Consider the following 18730-nt stretch of genomic DNA (forward strand, 5'->3'; position numbering starts at 1 on the left):
AAACCGGAAAATCCGGACACCATGGTGAGAGTGATCTGCTCTTGAATATTTCAGCAGCAGAAGGGTGCTATCATTACTCTGAACAACATATAAACAGGAGAAAAACGATGAAAAAAACCATTTGGCTTGCTGCTGGCGTTGCAGGAATGCTTCTCGGTACTCCCGCTATTGAGGCTCGCGGGGCGGTGAACGTACAGATTCGTGCTTTGAACGATCACTCGTTTGTGATTGATTCCCGGCCAAGTTTTATCAATTTGCCGGAGCGGGGTTTTTCAGTAGCAGTCGGAACTCCTTATGATATAGTCTATTACGACCATCGCTACTACATAAACCAGAAGGGATCATGGTACCGTTCTTCCAGTTATCGTGGACCGTGGAAGGTTATTCGTGAGAAAAATCTTCCCGGAAAAATAAGAAGACATCGCCTTGAAGATATCAAGAGGTATCGGGATACCGAGTATAGCAAAATCAGTAACCGCAGAACTCTGGAGCAGCAGCGCAGTGACGAAAACAATCGCAGAGTCCTGGAGCAGCAGCGCAGTGATGAAAACAATCGCAGAGTCCTGGAGCAGCAGCGCAGTGATGAAAACAATCGCAGAGTCCTGGAGCAGCAGCGCAGTGACGAAAACAATCGTAGAGTTCTGGAGCAGCAGCGCCATGATGAAAACCGCAGATGAGAGCTCTTGCAGGCAAGATTGACGGATACTTTTTGAATCTAAAATAATACAGGAGAGTCGCTATGAATTTGAAGGAAGCTTATAAAAAGAAAGCTGCTGCCGAGCTGGAACTGGCACAGGCACGATTGGTTGAGTTCAGGGCAAAAGCAAAAAATTTTAATGCCGAAGCTCATCTCAACTATGCCAAACAGCTTGATGAGTTTGAGCATGGGATCGAAACCGCAAAAGGCAAGCTGAAGGAGCTGGGTGAGGCGGGAGAAGAGGCTTGGGAGAAGCTCAAGGATGGTGTGGAGAGTGCCTTACGCTCATCAAGTAATGCTCTCAAAGACATTGCTGACAAGTTTAAGGATTGATGCAGTAAACCGTTTACACAGATGGAGCCGCAGCATCGAATTGCTGCGACTTTATTTGCTTTTTTGAAAAATTGCAGTAAAAATTGGTTATATCAATCTTATACCTGATATGAGGAGTTCCCATGATCAAGGAAAAAAGAACGCCGATGGATTTGATGGATGATATTTACAGCCTTGCGTATTGGATGACCGGCTCTGAGAACGCTGCTGTTGAGCTTGTCAACAGAACCTATTTACATGTTGACAGGAATACTCCTGAAAAAGAGATGTTTTCAATATTCAGAGGGTGTTATTTTGATAGTTTTGGTCGTGATGGGTTGCATCCTGTATCGAAGTCACTGCGAAAGCCTATGAATCGCCTGGTGGCGTCATTAAGCCGACGGGATGCAGATATCAAGCTCTCGGTATTGTTTTCAGAGATCTCCGGACTGAAACATCGGACGATATCAACAATAATCGGCAAGCCCCTTGATACCATAAGAGTATGGTTGTCTGCAGGACGCAAATCGCTTGCAACGGGAATGCTCTCTCTTGATGCTCCTCTGTTGCCAGGTGTTTCTTTAACGCGGGAGAGTGTGCTATGAAAAAACTTCGAATTGCGCAGATAGCTCCCTTGGTGGAGCGTGTTCCTCCGAAGAAATATGGTGGAACCGAAAGAGTTGTTTACCATTTGACGGAAGGATTGGTAGAGAGAGGTCATGACGTCACCCTGTTTGCCTCGGGAGACTCCATAACCAGTGCCAGGCTTGTTGCTCCCATAAAAGAAGCACTTCGACTTGGAGGAGAGGAGCATACGCCCATGATCGTCTCAATGATGATGTTAAGCCGGGTTTATGAGAAAATGCTTCATGAATTTGATATCATTCACTCCCATCTTGAATACCTGACACTTCCGTATGCTCATAAAACGCTGGTGCCAACTGTTCTGACGATGCATGGCAGACTTGATCTCGGAGATAGTTCAGCAATGCTGAGAACCTACCGTGATATGGCTTATGTCTCGATCAGTGATTCCCAGCGCCGTCCTGTCGAAGATATCAACTGGGCAAAAACCATCTATCATGGTTACCCAGCCTCCTGTTTTGAATTCAATGCGACACCAGGAGACTATTTTCTCTATCTCGGTCGTTTTTCTGAAGAAAAAAAACCTGACCAGGCAATCATGCTCGCTCGTGAGTGCAATATACCGCTGAAAATTGCAGCCAAAATTGATCCGACAGACCAGGAATATTTTGAGAAAAAAATCAGGCCACTGCTTGATCATCCACTTATTGAGTATGTCGGTGAGGTTGGTGATCAGCAGAAAGTCGAGCTGTTGAAAAATGCCAAGGCTCTTCTCAATACCATAGATTGGCCTGAGCCGTTTGGTCTGGTCATGATTGAGGCACTTGCCTGTGGCACTCCGGTTATCGTCAGGGGATGTGGATCTGCTCCGGAAGTGATCACGCATGGTAAAACAGGCTTTATTTGTGAAAGCAAGCTCGACTTTATCGAAGCTATTCATAAGGTTGATTCCCTGTCGAGGTACGTTTGCCGCGAGGAGTTTGAACGGCGTTTTTCCCTTGATACGATGGTTGATAATTATGAAGAACTCTACTATAGCTTGCACCAGAACAGGATGACGAATCATGCTCTGTCAGTTCCATTGCACCAGAATGGAGCAAACGTGTTTGGTTGATGCGAGGAATGCTGTTTTCCGCTGATCCGGAGGGAGCTGTTGAATGATGCCGACTTGATGACTTTATGTGTAGAGATGACCGGAATCAGCGGGTTAATTTGATGTATCAAACAAGGACAGACAACGCAAAACAATATTTTTTCTGTGGGTGTACTATGAAACAACTGTTCAGTTGGCGAATATTTACAAGTTTCGGGCTTTTTCTCTCTTTTTTTATGATCCTGATTTCGGGTGTGATACTCTATATCGGCCCATCGGGCAGAGGGCCTGGCGCGATGGGTTGGAGTATGATTGGTTTGACAAAACCAGAATGGCAAAACCAGCATATTATTTTTGGATTTGCCTTTTCCCTTATCTCCCTGTTTCATCTTTTTGCCATTAATTGGAAAGTGTTCTTTTCTTACCTGAAAACAAAAAGCACTGACGGAACCAGACGTTCAGTTGAGCTTCTTGCCATCATTGCTCTCTCTCTTCTTTTTGGTATTGGTACCTACAACAAAGTTCAGCCGTTTTCGGGCATACTTGATTTTGGCAGAAGCATTTCAAAATCATGGGAAGGTCCAAAAATGCAATCTCCAGAAAGGCAGCAGAGGTCAGGTACTATCATCAATTCACGCGGTAATCATGAGTCTGAATAACTTTTCAGGCTGCTGCCGGTGAGGTCGCTTCAATATTCCCTGCCATGTGGTTTGTGAAATGGACGTTGAAGCTACCCAGCGCGATTTTTCGGAGATGAAGGGGGAAATTTTCTGCCGACAGGCTTTAGGTTGTAGTGTCTGTCTGTTCAAATATGAGCGCTCGGTAGTGTAAACAAGCGGAACTCTTGCGGTAGAAGGTCGTTGAAAACAGATGGTTCTCCTTTGGAAAATACGCTGATATGATGTACCATCCAGTAATGATTTATAACGCATAACGTGCTTGGCGAGCAACCAGAACCCGTTCGTACAATTGGGGTTCCTGCAACGGAATATTATGACTGGTTATTTGCAGTATTGGCGGGGAGGAAAGTCCTGGCGCTCTGGGCGCTTTGCTGCTGCTTCGGCGGGGTTGATTTTTTTTATCATCATCGCCCTTACAGGCACGATTGGTGCCACTCTTTCCCTTGCAGCTCTCAAGAGTGATGCCAGTATGCGCACCCTTGTTGAGGCCAGGAAAGCTTTGGAACAGGCGGAAAAGAGTGCCGATCCTGATCAGATTGAGGTTGCTTTGAGTCTGAACAATCTTGCTGGTCAGTGCTTCTTTCTGAATCAATATGCAACAGCCGACACCCTTTTCAGGCGGGCACTGGCAATCCGGGAGAAATCCCTTGGTTCTGCTCACCTCGATGTGGCAACGAGTTTGAACAACCTGGCGGAGTTATATAAAATTCAGGCCCGATACGCAGAGGCAGAGCCTCTCTGCATTCGTGCACTTGCTATCCGTGAGGGCTCTTTTGGGCCGGATCATCCCTCTATTGCAATGAGTCTGAATGCTCTTGCAGGACTTTATTTTATTCAGGGACGGTATCTGGAATCCGAGCTACTCTTCAAGCGTGCATTAGCAATGCATGACAGGCTTCTTGGTCCAGACCATCCTGATCATCCCGAGGTTGTCATGGGCTTGAACAACCTTGCAACTCTTTGTCAGTTTCAGGGCAGATATACTGAAGCCGAGCCATACTATCGACGTGCACTGGCAATCAGTGAAAAGCTTGCTCGGCATGATCAACCGGAAGTTGCGACCTCTTTGAACAACTTTGCAGAGTTCTGTAAGATTCTTGGCCGTTATGCAGAAGCTGAGCCTCTTTTGACCCGTGCGCTCTCAATTCGGGAGAAAATATTTGGTACTGCGCATCCCGATGTTGCGACGAGTCTTAACAATCTTGCCGGCCTTTACTTTGCACAAGGCCGGTTTAGAGAGGCAGCTCCATTATACAAGCGATCACTGGCAATTCGGGAGAAAATTTTTGGTTCCGCTCACCCTGATGTGGCAATAAGCCTGAATAATCTTGCTGAGCTCTACAAAACGCAGGGCAAATATGCTGAAGCGGCTCCACTCTTTCTGCAAGCCCTTGCAATAAAGGAAAAGTTTTTTTGTTCCGCTCACATCCAGACAGTAGTGGGTCTGAATGCTCTTGCCGGTTTTTACTCGTTTCAGGGCCGGTATGCAGATGCTGAAGCGCTTATGAAGAGGGCGCTTGCCATCCGCGATAAGATTGTCGGTTCGGTTCAACCCGACAGAGCAACCTGCATGAATAACCTTGCCGGACTCTATTCCGCACAAGGCCGATACAGAGCTGCTGAGCTGCTGTACAGTCGTTCGTTTGCATTGCGGGTGGAGTCTGTCGGGCCTGAGCATGTCATGGTTGCCGAAAGTCTGAATAACCAGGCTGAACTCTGTCGCTCGTTAGGCCAGTATGCAGATGCTGCTCCACTCTATAATCGTGCACTTGCCATTCAGGAGAAGGTTTTTGGTTTAGATCACCCCTGTGTTGCAAGAACTCTGAACAACATAGGGAAGCTCTATTCAATACAAAATAAATATGCAGATGCTGAGCAACTCTACCGACGTGCACTTGTCATCCGGGAAAAGTTTTTTGGCCCTGATCACCCCTATGTCGCAAGAAGTCTGAATAATCTCGCATCTCTTTATTCTGCTGATGGTCGGTATGCTGAAGCGCATCGCCTTTACGTCCGTGCGCTTGCTATTCGTGAAGAGGCGCTTGGTTTTGATCATCCGGATGTTGCCTTGAGTCTGAATAATCTTGCCGCTCTTTATCAGGCTCAAGGCCGTTGTGCATTGGCCGAGCCACTCTACACTCGTGCACTCGATATTCAGGAGAAGGCTTTCGGGGTCGAGCACCCGGATGTTGCTACAACACTGAACAATCTTGGGAGGCTCTATTATGCCGGTAACCGCAATGTCGAGTCAGAAGCGTTGTACCGGCGAGCACTTGCCATTCAGGAAAAAGTCTTCGGGGCATGGCACCCTGATGTGGCCACCACCCTGAATAATCTTGCATTACTGTACAAATTTGAGGGTAGATACGCTGATGCCAAGCCACTCTTTACCCGCTCCATTGCGATTCGCGAAAAGTGTTTCGGTCAGGATAACCAAAATGTAGCTGTGAGTTTACAGAACCTTGCCGAACTTTATACTGCTGAAGGTCGCTATGCTGAGGCTGAGCCATTTACCAGACGTTCATTGGCAATTGTAGAGAAGAGTCTTGGTCCTGTTGATGCCAATGTTGCTACGCTCCTTGAACATTTGGCGATCATCTGCCGGAAAACCGGGCAGGGAGTTGTTGCTGATGAGGCGCAAAAGCGTGCAGCAGTGATAAGGAGTCTGCATCACTGATATCAGGAGTGGTCATTGTGTGAAATGTCTTATATTGTCGAACAGGCATTAATGATAAACACTCAATTCGTATCAAGGTTGTATCAAGCGAAGAGAAAAAAATGATGAAATGTTTCGTAAAAAGAACTGTTCTCCGGCTCATGAAGTCTTTATTGCTCTCTTTTTTTGTTCTGTTGGGCGTTTCGCCATTATCTCAGGCACGTACATTGAAAGTTGGCGATGAATATGCTGGCGGTATAGTCATTTACCTCTTCCAGCCAGGTGAGGAGGGTTTTAAGGAAAGGGCAGAAGAGGTCATGATTGTCGGTGAGACTACGCTGTCGGAGCATCTCTACTGGTCGGATGCCAAAGCGGCATCCGATAAATTTGATTCACCCTCTTATGGTGACTGGGGTGAATCTGGTGCTTTGTTGCCCGAACGTGTTACTGCCAATGAAGTTATCAAAAGCGATGTTCAACAGATATATCGGTAACGATGGAAGTTCATGTTCTCCAGTGAGAGCGTCCTCTTTTTAATGGATTATTTTTGCATGATGGAAGCACATAAAAGGAAATGCCTCTCCCTGTTGACAGTCATGATGATTTACTCGACCTCCCCTTTTTTGTTGGCAGCTCCCTCTAACGGGGAGACAGAGGTGACGCGAGGCAAGGTTGCTCTTCTTGAAAAGCAGAGTAAGTCAGCATATACCGCGTCGGTGCAACATGGTCTTATTGCGGCGAAAGAGAATCTCTCGGGAAACTTCAATTGGAGCGATGCTTTTGGAGCGTGTGAGCGGATGGAGGAAAATGGTTATAACGACTGGCACTTGCCGAACAAGGATGAGCTGAACAAGCTCTATCTCGCAAGAACACTCATTGGTGGTTTTTCAGACGACAGATACTGGAGCTCGACGGAGTATGATCAACAATCTGCATTAAGTCAGCAATTCCTTGATGGCTCTCAAAAGTTGATTCCCAAGGTAGAGAGTTTGTCCGTCCGGCCAGTTCGCACCTTTTAACTGATCTCTTGTTTATGATAACGGGAAGAAAGTGAGCTATTACTGGATAAAAAAAATCATGTTTTTTGCGCTGCTGCTTTTCCTTTTCGCCGTGTCGGGCACTGCTGCAACGACACCCGGAGAAAGCTGTTCGCTGCTGAATGTCTCTTATGATACTTCGCGGGAGCTTTACAAAACCGAAAATGCGGCGTTTGTACAATACTGGAAAAAGAAAACCGGCCAGACGGTGATCATTAACCAGTCACATGGTGCTACAGGAAAGCAGTCCCGTGCTGTTATTAACGGACTTGAAGAGGCTGATGTGGTGACGCTGGCACTTGCCAGTGATATTGATGCCATTGCCGAGTGTAAACTTCTCGCATGTAACTGGCAGAAAAGGTTTCCGTTCAAAAGCACTCCATACTCATCGACCATTCTCTTTGTGGTTCGGAAGGGAAACCCGAAACAGATCAGAAACTGGGATGATCTGGTGAAACCTGGCGTATCGGTCATTACTTCAAACCCGAAAACATCAGGCGCTGCACGGTGGAACTACCTGGCGGCATGGGGCTACAAGCAAAAACAGACGGGATCAAAAGAGGAGGCACAAGACTTTGTAAAGGCATTATACCGTAATGTTCAGGTGCTTGATACCGGAGCCCGTGGCTCAACCATAACTTTTGCGCAGCGCGGCTTTGGTGATGTGCTTCTGACCTGGGAGTATGAAGCTCATCATATTCTTGAAGAGTACGGTGCAGACAACTTTGAAATCGTCGCTCCATCAATCAGCATTCTTGCAGAGCCACCAGTGGCCATTGTGGATAAAAACGTTATGAAACATGGTTCCCGCAAGTTGGCGGAAGCTTATCTGCATTTTCTCTACACTTCCAGGGCCCAGGAAATTATTGCACAACACTTCTATCGTCCGTGCATTCCTGCTGCACGGAAAAAATATGCGGCAAATTTTTCGCCCGTCAAGCTCTTTACCCTTCAAGAGGTGTTTGGAAGTTGGCGCATTGCCCAGAAAACCCATTTTGGCGATGGAGGAGTTTTTGATCAGATCTACGTACCCTGAAACATTTTTTTCGCTGAAAAGAGCTCACAGTGTTCAGGATATCCAAAGACAGATTTCTGTGAATGGAGCTAAACGGATAATGCTGTTTTATGCTGGATTGGTTTGCCCGTATACCGCGTATTGAGTTGGCAGAGCCCTCGTGGCTGTTGCTTTTGCCGTTGTTTGCTCTGGCTGCCTGGTTCAGGGCTTGGCGGGAGCATCTTGGCAAAACTCCTGCCATTCTCTTTCCGGGAGTTGAAAGGCTGAAAGATTCGGGATTTGATGCCCATTTGTGGTTGCGTGAAATGCCGCATTGGCTGCGTTGGAGTGCTTTTGTTCTCTGTGTACTTGCGCTTACAGGGCCTCATCTTTTATTTCGTCAGAGTGAAGCTGAATCGCGGGGTATTGATGTGATACTGGCCCTTGATATTTCGGAATCGATGCTTCAGAAAGATGTTGGTGGAACAAGCCGTCTTGATGCTGCGCGGGAGGTTTCGCGCAATTTTGTATTGCGTCGTTCGAATGACCGGATTGGGCTTGTGGTGTTTCGTGGAAAGGGGTATACACAGTGTCCGTTGACCCTCGATCATGAGGTGCTTGCCATGCTGCTTGACCGTCTTTCTCCTGGGGTGATACAGGATGATGGTACGGCGATTGGTACGGCGATTCTTATTGCTGTCAATCGTCTCAAAGCGTCGGAGTCGTTGCACAAGGTACTTATTCTTGTTACGGATGGTGAAAATAATGCTGGAGAGGTTGGGCCAGGAACGGCAGCCAGCATAGCAGCTCGGAGCGGGGTCAGAATTTATGTTATAAACGCCGGTTTTAAAGTTGTTGAAGATCGCATTGATCCGCCAGAGGAGAGTGGCCGTTACATACAGAAGGATGAAGAGTCGCTGCAGGGGATTGCCCGAACGACTGGTGGAGGGTATTTCAGAGTCGAGGATCCAGCAGCATTTGATCAAACAATCAGATCTATCGATCGGCTTGAAAAAAAACGGTTTACCGGGCCGGTTATGGAGCATCGTTCAGGGTTGTTTTTGCCGCTCTTGACGATGGCGATTCTGCTGCTGTTGCTGGAGGTTGTTTTGTCGAATACCCGACTGCTCAGGATACCGTAGCGTATTGATATTGAAATAGTTGCCGTACAGGAGTGATCTCATGTGTTTTGCCTGGCCAGATAATATTGGATATTTACTTTTTTTGATGCCCCTTGCCGTGATTTTGGGGTATGGAGTCGTAAGGCAGCTTCATGCACGCGAAGCCGTTTTTGGCCCTGCGCTGATTGATGCTATGATGGGACGCCTGTCTTTGAGAGTTCTGGTTGTAAAAAAACTGTTGATTTTTTGTGGTATCGCGTTGCTGCTCTTTGCGTTGGCGGGTCCCCGGTTTTGCAGTGGAGGCCGACCGGTGTTGCGCAAAGGTGCCGATATCGTTTTTATGCTTGATGTTTCCCGGAGTATGAGGGCAAGAGATGTGCTTCCTGACCGTCTCGGGCAGGCGAAGCAGGAGATAACAAGTATCAGTCGTGCTGTCACTGGCGGACGGATGTCTATTCTTCTTTTTGCTGCCAGTCCACTGGTTCAGTGCCCCCTTACGACGGATCGGGATGCTTTCGATGCTCTGCTTGGCATGGCTTCACCCGATCTGATCGAAGAGCAGGGTACCTCTTTCCGTGCGGCGTTTGAGCTTGCCGGACGACTTCTTGAACCGACATTGGAGGATCGAATGGCATCAGGGGTAAAAGGAGAGAAGATTGTGGTGCTGCTGAGTGATGGGGAGGATCATACCGGTGAGGTTCGGAGTGCAGTCCAGCAGTTGAAAAAAGCGAATGTTCATTTGTTTGTGATAGGAGTTGGTATGCGTCAGCCTGTTGTGATTCCGTTGGATGATGCCGGGGAAGGAGTCAAACGGGATGAGCATGACAGGGTGATCATGAGCAGTTTCAGACCTGAATTCTTACAGATGCTGGCCCGTGAAGCTGCCGGGTTTTATTTTCGAAGCAGTGCCGAACATGCCGTTTATAAGGAGGTTTCTGAAAGCATTAACCGTATTGCCTCCGCTTCCCGATGGGTGATGGAGCCTGGTGAGCGTGAACCGCTTTATCGTTATTTTGTTGCGGCAGGACTTTTTTTACTGCTCACTGAAACTATGGTTGGAAGAGCTGCAGGAAAGAGGCGGAGCTGTTCCTGAGAACTCTTCCGAGAGAGCGTTACCCCTTTCTTGTTGAAAAAAAATGTTACATTATTCCGTATAATCAAGTGGGGTTGGTTCATTTTCAGACGAAAAACAGAGACGTTATGGAGCAGCAGAACAGTGGTAAGAAAGTTCTTGACTCAATTGAAAGGGCAAGGCTGGGGTTGAGGGTATTCAGCTTGCCTTTCGCTGAAGCTGAAGAGGTGATTGATGCCTATGTGAGTGGAGGAGATTATGATCCGGCGTGTGTAGAACTCTTCAAGGATCAGCTTGATACCCAGCGACATATCCAGGAGAAAAGTGTGGAGCTGTTATCTACAGGTGCCCAGATTTTGCGGCTTGTGGTTGGCGCCCTTATAAAAAACATTCCGCAGCCACCTACTGAAGAGAGTTCCTCTTCCTGAACATGAACGTCTCGCAAAACAGCTAAAACCATGCAGTTCGATCCAAACAAGTTTACCCTGAAAGCCCAGGAGGCATTGCAGGCGGCTTCGACGCTTGCTGCCAGCCGTCAGCATCAACAGATAGAGCCGGAACATCTTCTCTATGCCATGTTCGACGATAAAAGCAGTATTGCCGTACAGATAGCACAGAAGCTGGAGGCGTCGGCAGAAACGCTGCAATTGGCGCTTGATCGCGAAATCGAAAGAATTCCGAGGGTTACGGGAGCTTCTGCTACAGGGCAGTATATCTCCCAGAATCTCGGCAAGGTCTTTGATGTAGCTCTTAAAGAGGCCGAAAGCCTGAAGGATGAGTACATCAGCTCCGAGCATCTTTTGATTGCCATGGGTGAGGCTGGCATACCGGTTTCACGGATGTTGCGGGATGCAGGATTCAACAGGGACTCCATTCTCAAAGTCCTTGCCACAGTCAGGGGCTCCCAGCGGGTCACCAGTCAGAGCGCTGAAGAGAGCTATAATTCACTGAAAAAATATTCGCGGAACCTCAATGATCAGGCCCGAAAGGGGAAACTCGATCCCGTTATCGGTCGTGACGAGGAGATTCGCAGAGTGCTGCAGATTCTCAGTCGCCGTACCAAGAACAATCCGGTACTGATCGGTGAACCGGGGGTTGGCAAGACTGCAATTGTCGAAGGAATCGCTCAACGCATTGTGGCTGGTGATGTACCTGAAAACCTCAAGAGTAAAGAGATTGCCGCGCTTGATATTGCCCAGCTTGTGGCTGGAGCCAAATTTCGCGGAGAGTTCGAGGAGCGCCTGAAAGCGGTTGTCCGTGAGGTTCAGTCTGCCGAAGGGGAGGTCATTCTTTTTATTGATGAACTTCACCTGCTTGTTGGTGCCGGGTCAGCGGAGGGGTCAATGGATGCGGCCAATATTTTGAAACCGGCTCTTGCTCGCGGCGAACTGCGTTGTATAGGCGCCACCACCCTTGATGAGTATCGCAAGCATATTGAAAAGGATGCTGCTTTGGAACGTCGTTTCCAGACCGTGGTGGTCGATCAGCCGAGTGTTGAGGACACGGTATCTATTTTGCGCGGACTCAAGGAGAAATACGAGATCCATCATGGCGTACGTATCAAGGATGCGGCTATCGTTGCCGCTGCCGAGCTTTCCAACCGCTATATTGCAGACCGTTTTTTGCCCGATAAGGCTATTGATCTGATTGACGAGGCTTCATCGCGTCTCCGCCTTGAAATCGACAGCAGTCCTGAAGAGCTTGATCGGATAAACCGTGAGATCCGTCGTCTTGAAATTGAACGAGAAGCCTTGAGGCGCGAAATTGAAGCTGGAGGGCAATAACCTGCTTTTTCGGGCTTTGAATTTATTGCGTTTTTAAAACGTTGTAACCTCTTTACAACCGTCAGGAAGAAGTTCTCTTTGGGGGCTTCGTTCTGTTAATTTATTTTTGTTATGAGGTTATCGCGTAAAAGGGTCGCATCGCTGCTTGTTCTTTCACTTTTTTCGCAGGAAAGTCCGATTACAGCAAGTGCCGCAATATCAAGAATCCCTGTTGAACAGCTTGATGGGAAACAGCGGGTGAGCGTTGTGCCCTGTGCTGATTATGAGGCAGGGGCGCTGCATACCCTGATGTTTGGTGCACACTGGCGATCACTCTGGACAACCCCTGTCGAGATGCCAGTTCTTGATCTGGGCTCTTTTGCTGGTGGATTGGTGCCGTTTGAGAAAGGGGGCGGTTTTCAGACGATGACGTTGAGTTTCAGGGGAGCAAATGGAAGGGAATATCGTTTTCGTTCTCTCGATAAAGACCCTTCACGCGGCATGCCCTCCAAGCTGAAGAATACCGTTATTTCTGCAGTTTTACAGGATCAGGTTACCACTTCAAATCCTGTGTCGGGCGTTATTGTTTCCCCGTTGCTTGATGCTGCTTCTATTTATAATGTTGCTCCGGAATTGACGGTTTTACCTTACGATAAAGATCGTCTTGGTGAATATTATGATGAATTTTCCGGTCTTGCGGGGACAATAGAGGAACGTCCGAATGAAAGTGAAGGTGCAGGTACAGGTTTCAAAGGATCGGATAAAATATCTGGTACGTATACCGTTTTTAACAGCCTTGAAAAAGATAACGACAACCAGGTTGATAGCGCATCCTATTTAAGGGCAAGATTGCTTGATCTCTTTATCGGTGACTGGGATCGTCACTCCGATCAGTGGAAATGGGCCGGTTATAAAAAAGAGGGCAATACCAGATGGTATCCTATTCCCCGAGACAGGGATCATGCCTTCTCCCGTCAGGACGGAGTATTTTCATGGATTATTACCAGGGTTGTTCCCCGGATGACGAATTTTGGGGAAAATTATCCGAGTATCAAAAATTTAAGCTTCTCCGGTCGTCCTCTTGACCGGCGTCTCTTGTCCGGGATTGACAGGACAGAGTGGGATTCGGTTACCATCGAAGTCAAGCAGAAACTGACTGACCAGCTTATCCATGATGCCGTCATGAAGATGCCGCCTGCAATGTACGACAAGGAGGGTGCTCGTCTTGAACGTGAGCTTCGATCAAGAAGAGACCTACTTGACAAAGCATCTGCAGAACTCTATCTGCTTTATGCTGGAGATGTGGATGTCTATACAAGCAATAAATCTGAGTATGCAAAGGTACATCGTACGGCGGATGGCAGTATAGAGGTTGCAGTTTCCAAAAGAGATGGCAATACCGGAGCCGCAAAGGGAGTGCCTTTCTATTCACGCATCTTCCATCCTGTCGAAACAAATGAGGTCAGACTCTATCTTCAGGGAGGCGATGACCGGGTTATTGTTGATGGGCCGGTCTGCAAAGGTGGAGTGAAAGTAAGGGTTATTGGCGGTGAGGGGCAGGATATCTTTGAAGATTATTCCATAAGAGCTCTCTCTGGTGACCCCGATACCTCCGCGATGATGACCTTTTTCTATGATGATGGTGAGAAATCGGAATTTGTCACCGGGAACCATACCGTGGTTGACCGTCATACGGTTTCTGTTCCGGTTGATGATCAGGAGAAATATGATCTGATGGCGCGTGATGAAGGTCGAGAGATTGGTTTTCGTCCAAGCGTTGATTATTCCTCGGATACCGGAGTATTTCTTGGGATGGGAGCCACTCTTGTAGATTACAGCTTCAGAGCGACCCCTTATCGTTACAGAATGCAACTGAACGGAGGTTTTTCTACCGGAGAGGATATTCGTTATAAACTGAAGTACACAGGCGATTTCCGGTCGCTTTTCAGGAATACATCACTTTTTGTAGAAGCGGGTACGACGGGTATTGATATCATTAACTTCTACGGGCTTGGAAACGAAAAATACTATAATGGCACAGGCCTCACGGAAGATGATTTTGAAATTCTCAACCAGGTTACCTCTTTAAGTGCCTCATTGCGTTATCCGATGGATAGGAATTATAACTGGAGCGCAGGAGTCGGTGCAAAATGGATAGACCTTGCTCTTACCCCAGGTTCATTCAATGACCTGAACAGAGCCCAGGTTCCCGGTATCAATCATGATTTTGCTGGCAGTTTCAGGGTTGGATTTCATTATGATTCACGCGATAGCGGAGATGACATTGCACTTTCACCAAGAAAGCAGGCAAGTTCTCTTGCAGTCGCAGGTCAGGCGGGCAATACAACGGCTCTCAGCGGAATCATGGTGGATGTCAGTGGGAGCTATTATCCCGAGTTTTTTGGAAATGAACAGGCATATGGAAAACTCAGTGGTGAATTCCGTACCTATATCCCGCTGGTTTCATCCCGTTATTCACGGCTGGCCCTTCGTTTTGGCGGAGAGAAGTTATGGGGTGAATATCCCTTTTATGAAGCGGCTTTTCTTGGTGGTTCCACCTCATTGAGGGGTTATGACCGGCAGCGTTTTGCCGGAGATGCTTCACTCTATGCCGGTTCGGAACTTCGTCTCTACCTGGGTACCTTCAAGTTTCTTGTTCCGATTATGTATGGCCCCCTGGCTTTTGCTGAAACCGGCAGGGTTTTTCTTGACGGAGAGGATTCCAGCGCATGGCATTCCAGTGCTGGCGGAGGGTTGTGGTTTGGCGGTATTGAGTCGCGCTATTCCGCAAGCATCGTTTTTGCACAGGGATTTGATGATGGCCGACTGATGGAGGATTACGGAATCTATCTCAGGACGGGTTTCAGTTTTTAGTCCTATATTTGTGCCCATTTATTGCTTGACCAGGCTTCAGACAAAAAATTAAATTACACACCATCTTTACTCTGTCCTGCCCAACACTTTTGTTGCCAACAAAAGTGTTGGGCAGGATTTGCTTTTGTTGTTTTGTTTTTTTAATATTCCAACAAAACTGTTGGTAAGTGAGGATATTGAAAATCTTGAGGGGAGGATGGTATGGAAAGGACGTTGCGGCAGGCACAGGGAAACTGGGTTGATGGTGATCGGTTTTGGGGAAGAGCGGATGATATCAGGATTCTGACTCGCAAGATTGATGAAGGGGCGCATATCTCCCTTGTTGCTCAGCGGCGCATGGGGAAAACCAGTCTCATGAAGGAGTTGCAGCGGAGGCTTTCTGATCGCTATATCTGCCTGTTCATTGATCTTCAGAAAGATTCTGAACCTGCTGATGCAGTTGTTCAACTCAGTCTTTCGATAAAGCCATATGAGCCTCTCTGGAAGAGGGTAAAAAGTTTGTTTGCCAATGTGTGGGGTGTGGTATCAGGAGGAATTGAAGAAGTCAGTTATGGCGATATCGCTCTTAAATTGAGGGCGGGACTGAACTCGGGAAACTGGATGGAGAAGGGTGATGCACTTTTTTCGATTCTTGCAAAATCTGATCGTCCGGTTCTGCTGATGATCGACGAGGTGCCTCTGATGGTGAACCGAATGCTGAAGGGGGACGATTTCGTCATCACCAAAGAGAGAATAGCAGAAGTCGACAGGTTCATGTCGTGGCTCAGGAAAAACAGTATCGAACATCAGGGAAAGATCAGGATAATGCTTTCGGGTAGTATCGGTTTCGAGCCGGTACTGAGGCAGGCAAGGCTGAGTTCGACGATCAATAATTATCAACCCTACGATCTCAGTCCATGGGATGCTGAAACGGCTACAGGATGTTTACGTGCTCTCGCTCAGCAGTATGGTATAGAATTCCTCAATCAGGCAGAAGAGGCAATGGTCAGAAAGCTCGGTTACTGTATTCCCCACCATGTCCAGTTGTTTTTTGCGCACGTTCTTGATCGTTGTGACAGGCAAAATGAGATGCAGTTTTCTGCTGATGAGGTTGACGATCTTTACGAACATGAGATGCTTGGCATCCGCGGACATGCTGAGCTTACGCATTACCAGGAACGGTTGGAACTTTTTTTCAGTAAGGATAGACTACCTCTCGTGCTGGCCATTTTAACAGAAACAGCAATTGCCGGTCAGTTGACCATCCCTGTAATTCGGGAGCTTCAGCGTGAGTATGCAAGAAAAGAGCCTGGTTCCGATGAAGAGATAAAGGAAATTCTTCGAGTACTTGAGCACGACGGTTATCTCAGGAAGATTGGGGAGGGCTATCGTTACGAATCAAATCTTTTGAAAGACTGGTGGAAAAAGGCGCATGCGGAGTTTTATGTTCCGGTGAACAAGAGGGAGAAATAAGAGTATGGTCAAACGTTTTGTGAAATACAACCCTGCTTTTCTTGAAAGTGATGAGCTGATAGAAAATTTTGTTGTCCGGCAGATCGACTTTCGGATGATTACCAGAATCATTCGGGAGAATACCATGGCATCAAATCAGCATATGCTGGTTATTGGGCCACGAGGAAGCGGAAAGACCACTCTGGTTCGTCGGATTGCCCTTGAAGTAGAGCGTGATGAGGAACTGGAGAGTGCGTGTTATCCACTTATATTTGCTGAAGAAAGCTACAATGCTGTTTCCGCTGCTGACTTCTGGCTTGAGGCGCTTTTTCATCTGGCTGAGCATACAGGAGATGCACAAATGATGCGTACCTATCAAGAACTCCGTCGTGACCCTGATGAACAGCGTCTTGGAGAGAGAGCGCTTGGGCAGTTACTTGATTTTGCCGATAAGATCGGCAAGCGCCTTCTTCTTGTGGTAGAAAATCTTGACATGCTGCTTTCAGAGTTTTCAGATAAACAGGAAGCATGGAAACTTCGTCATACATTGATGAACGAACCGCGTTTGATGCTGCTTGCAACAGCAACAGGAAGATTTGAGGAAATCGATCATCCGGCGCACGCCATGTTTGAATTGTTCAAAATTCATGAACTCAAGGCGCTTGACGATCAGGAATGCAATACCGTTTGGGAACTCATAGCCGGAGAGAAGCTTCCGGGAGAGCAGATCAGGCCGGTAAGGATTCTGACAGGGGGAAATGCCCGTCTGATAGCCCTCATTGCGAGGTTTGGGGCCAAACGCTCATTCCAGCAACTCCTTGATGATCTCATAGATTTGATAGATGAGCATACCGATTATTTCAAAAGCCATCTCGACGCTATGGCTTCCAAAGAGCGCAAAGTCTATCTCGCTCTTGCTGAATTATGGAGTCTTTCAACAGCAAAAGAGGTAGCCGAAGTGGCACGGCTTGACGTCAATACTGCCAGTGCGCTTCTTAACAGGCTGGTCAGTCGTAGTAAAGTTTTATTTGAGGAGAAAGGTAAAAGAACAAAATGGTACAGGATATCGGAAGGGATCTACAATATCTATTACCTCATGCGCAGGCGTGGAGGCCCATCAGCAAGGGTCAAAGCCGCAGTCAAGTTCATGGTCAGTCTCTATGATCCTGTTTCAGCAGTCAGGATGTTGATTGACGAGACTGGTACTCTTCAGCCGGAGCAATGCATAGACCATTATGCTGCTTTTGAACAGGTGGTTAAAAATATTTCTGATCGCCAACTTCTACAGAGAATAGGTGCTGTTACGCCGAAAAGTTTTTTGGAGTCACCCTATCTCACTGATACGGTGAAAAATAGCTTGAGAGTTGAAAGCGTAACAGAATCGAAAAAGGATATAAACGAAGGCGTTGATCGTAAAGCGGTAATAGAATTGTTTAAAAAGGGATGTCAATTGGTCAAGGATAAAGATTATGAGACAGCAATTCAGTTTTTTGATCATATCATCAAAAGATATAAAGATCGAACGGAAGTCGAGATTAGCTCATTGGTTGTAAGTGCTCTTTTTAATAAAGGCGTTATACTTCATAAACTGGCGCGTGAGAATGAGGCGATTAAGACGTATGAAGAACTTATTGTAACGTATAGTAATCGTTATGAAGTTGAGATAGCTGAGTGGGTTGTAAGTGCTATGTTCAATAAAGTGACTGCACTTTGGACACTCAATCGCAAGGATGAGCTAATTCATGCGTATGAAGAACTCGTTATAAAGTATAGAAAACGGACTGAAGTCGAGATTGCAGAATGGATTGCAAAAGCCCTGTTTAACCAAGGGTTTGTGCTTAGTAGTTTAAATCGTGAGGATGAAGGGATTCACAAATATGAAGAGCTTGTTGGATTGTATGGAACTCGACATGAAGCCGAGATTTCTGAAAGGGTTGTAAGAGCTCTGTTTAACAAAGGAGTTCTACTTCTACAACTCGAACGATACCAGGAGGCTGAACCTGTTTTTATGCAGGCAATTGAACGGGCTCCCCTTATGTGGGAAGCGTACGTTGAATTAGTAAAATTGTTCTTGAAGATGCCAGAGAGACTGAATGATGCTCTTGATTTTGCAAGAAAGTATGTTGAGACTCCTGGTCTCGTTGAGCAATCAATAGAAGGAGCTATAAAGCTGTTTGTGGAACTTGCCGCATCGGGGTATGCGAAAGAGGCACTTGGCATTCTTGTCGATTCTCCTGCTGAGTCCCATCTTGAACCTTTGGTGGTTGCTTTACGGTTATACACTGGTGAAGAGGTAAGAAGTGCGGTTGAGATACAAGAAGTTGCGAAAGATGTCGTCAAACGGATTGAGCATCGGCGGAGCGTAAGGGAAAAAACGGATGAGCATGCTCTTGCATCCTGCCTCTGAGGGGTATT

At 47.1% G+C, this 18730-nt stretch carries 16 protein-coding genes; all 16 read left to right on the forward strand.

Annotated features, from left to right (window positions below):
- Positions 1-107 precede the first annotated feature (107 nt).
- The 16 genes from AC56AD_RS01125 to AC56AD_RS01200 all read left to right on the forward strand — a co-directional run bounded on the left by AC56AD_RS01125 (position 108) and on the right by AC56AD_RS01200 (position 18722).
- Positions 108-677, forward strand: a complete 570-nt coding sequence (locus AC56AD_RS01125) for a YXWGXW repeat-containing protein (RefSeq protein WP_012507065.1) — start codon at positions 108-110, stop codon at positions 675-677.
- Between the two features lie 62 nt (positions 678-739).
- Complete coding sequence (locus tag AC56AD_RS01130) at positions 740-1030, forward strand: sll1863 family stress response protein (RefSeq protein WP_012507066.1); 291 nt, start codon at positions 740-742, stop codon at positions 1028-1030.
- 122 nt (positions 1031-1152) lie between these two features.
- Positions 1153-1614: an RNA polymerase sigma24 factor gene (locus tag AC56AD_RS01135; protein ID WP_012507067.1), complete on the forward strand. Its 462-nt coding sequence runs from the start codon at positions 1153-1155 to the stop codon at positions 1612-1614.
- Positions 1611-2708: a glycosyltransferase family 4 protein gene (locus tag AC56AD_RS01140; protein ID WP_012507068.1), complete on the forward strand. Its 1098-nt coding sequence runs from the start codon at positions 1611-1613 to the stop codon at positions 2706-2708. Before AC56AD_RS01135 ends, AC56AD_RS01140 begins: the two co-directional genes overlap by 4 nt.
- Before the next feature lie 155 nt (positions 2709-2863).
- Positions 2864-3346 (forward strand): DUF4405 domain-containing protein, encoded by a 483-nt coding sequence (locus tag AC56AD_RS01145; protein ID WP_012507069.1) that lies wholly within the window; start codon positions 2864-2866, stop codon positions 3344-3346.
- Positions 3347-3680: 334 nt separating this feature from the next.
- Positions 3681-6044 carry a tetratricopeptide repeat protein gene (locus AC56AD_RS01150; RefSeq protein WP_012507070.1) on the forward strand — a complete coding sequence of 788 codons (2364 nt, stop codon included), beginning with the start codon at positions 3681-3683 and terminating at the stop codon, positions 6042-6044.
- A 140-nt stretch (positions 6045-6184) separates the two neighbouring features.
- Complete coding sequence (locus AC56AD_RS01155; protein ID WP_150085543.1) at positions 6185-6517, forward strand: hypothetical protein; 333 nt, start codon at positions 6185-6187, stop codon at positions 6515-6517.
- A 57-nt stretch (positions 6518-6574) separates the two neighbouring features.
- On the forward strand, positions 6575-7042 hold the full coding sequence (locus AC56AD_RS01160) for an Lcl C-terminal domain-containing protein (RefSeq protein WP_190274010.1): 468 nt from the start codon (positions 6575-6577) through the stop codon (positions 7040-7042).
- A 31-nt stretch (positions 7043-7073) separates the two neighbouring features.
- Positions 7074-8096: a sulfate ABC transporter substrate-binding protein gene (locus tag AC56AD_RS01165; protein ID WP_273279107.1), complete on the forward strand. Its 1023-nt coding sequence runs from the start codon at positions 7074-7076 to the stop codon at positions 8094-8096.
- A gap of 89 nt (positions 8097-8185) precedes the next feature.
- A complete protein-coding gene (locus tag AC56AD_RS01170; protein WP_012507074.1) occupies positions 8186-9196 on the forward strand; it encodes a vWA domain-containing protein in 1011 nt (336 codons plus the stop codon).
- A gap of 85 nt (positions 9197-9281) precedes the next feature.
- Positions 9282-10268, forward strand: coding sequence for a vWA domain-containing protein (locus tag AC56AD_RS01175; protein ID WP_223293948.1), 987 nt, complete (start codon positions 9282-9284; stop codon positions 10266-10268).
- Positions 10269-10375: 107 nt separating this feature from the next.
- Positions 10376-10675, forward strand: coding sequence for a hypothetical protein (locus tag AC56AD_RS01180; protein WP_012507076.1), 300 nt, complete (start codon positions 10376-10378; stop codon positions 10673-10675).
- Positions 10676-10705: 30 nt separating this feature from the next.
- Complete coding sequence (locus AC56AD_RS01185) at positions 10706-12031, forward strand: Clp protease N-terminal domain-containing protein (protein WP_012507077.1); 1326 nt, start codon at positions 10706-10708, stop codon at positions 12029-12031.
- 111 nt (positions 12032-12142) lie between these two features.
- Positions 12143-14884, forward strand: a complete 2742-nt coding sequence (locus tag AC56AD_RS01190) for a BamA/TamA family outer membrane protein (RefSeq protein ID WP_012507078.1) — start codon at positions 12143-12145, stop codon at positions 14882-14884.
- Between the two features lie 201 nt (positions 14885-15085).
- Positions 15086-16336, forward strand: coding sequence for an ATP-binding protein (locus AC56AD_RS01195; protein ID WP_012507079.1), 1251 nt, complete (start codon positions 15086-15088; stop codon positions 16334-16336).
- 4 nt (positions 16337-16340) lie between these two features.
- Positions 16341-18722 (forward strand): tetratricopeptide repeat protein, encoded by a 2382-nt coding sequence (locus tag AC56AD_RS01200; protein ID WP_012507080.1) that lies wholly within the window; start codon positions 16341-16343, stop codon positions 18720-18722.
- The last annotated feature ends 8 nt before the right edge of the window (positions 18723-18730 follow it).

The organism is Pelodictyon clathratiforme, assembly GCF_982375515.1.

Bases quoted from the DNA above. Each gene is read 5' to 3' on its own strand.
- AC56AD_RS01180 (WP_012507076.1), top strand. From the start codon at position 10,376: ATGGAGCAGCAGAACAGTGGTAAGAAAGTTCTTGACTCAATTGAAAGG.
- AC56AD_RS01195 (WP_012507079.1), top strand. From the start codon at position 15,086: ATGGAAAGGACGTTGCGGCAGGCACAGGGAAACTGGGTTGATGGTGAT.
- AC56AD_RS01160 (WP_190274010.1), top strand. From the start codon at position 6,575: ATGATGGAAGCACATAAAAGGAAATGCCTCTCCCTGTTGACAGTCATG.
- AC56AD_RS01175 (WP_223293948.1), top strand. From the start codon at position 9,282: ATGCCCCTTGCCGTGATTTTGGGGTATGGAGTCGTAAGGCAGCTTCAT.
- AC56AD_RS01135 (WP_012507067.1), top strand. From the start codon at position 1,153: ATGATCAAGGAAAAAAGAACGCCGATGGATTTGATGGATGATATTTAC.
- AC56AD_RS01145 (WP_012507069.1), top strand. From the start codon at position 2,864: ATGAAACAACTGTTCAGTTGGCGAATATTTACAAGTTTCGGGCTTTTT.
- AC56AD_RS01170 (WP_012507074.1), top strand. From the start codon at position 8,186: ATGCTGGATTGGTTTGCCCGTATACCGCGTATTGAGTTGGCAGAGCCC.
- AC56AD_RS01155 (WP_150085543.1), top strand. From the start codon at position 6,185: ATGAAGTCTTTATTGCTCTCTTTTTTTGTTCTGTTGGGCGTTTCGCCA.
- AC56AD_RS01185 (WP_012507077.1), top strand. From the start codon at position 10,706: ATGCAGTTCGATCCAAACAAGTTTACCCTGAAAGCCCAGGAGGCATTG.
- AC56AD_RS01190 (WP_012507078.1), top strand. From the start codon at position 12,143: ATGAGGTTATCGCGTAAAAGGGTCGCATCGCTGCTTGTTCTTTCACTT.
- AC56AD_RS01200 (WP_012507080.1), top strand. From the start codon at position 16,341: ATGGTCAAACGTTTTGTGAAATACAACCCTGCTTTTCTTGAAAGTGAT.
- AC56AD_RS01150 (WP_012507070.1), top strand. From the start codon at position 3,681: ATGACTGGTTATTTGCAGTATTGGCGGGGAGGAAAGTCCTGGCGCTCT.
- AC56AD_RS01130 (WP_012507066.1), top strand. From the start codon at position 740: ATGAATTTGAAGGAAGCTTATAAAAAGAAAGCTGCTGCCGAGCTGGAA.
- AC56AD_RS01125 (WP_012507065.1), top strand. From the start codon at position 108: ATGAAAAAAACCATTTGGCTTGCTGCTGGCGTTGCAGGAATGCTTCTC.
- AC56AD_RS01140 (WP_012507068.1), top strand. From the start codon at position 1,611: ATGAAAAAACTTCGAATTGCGCAGATAGCTCCCTTGGTGGAGCGTGTT.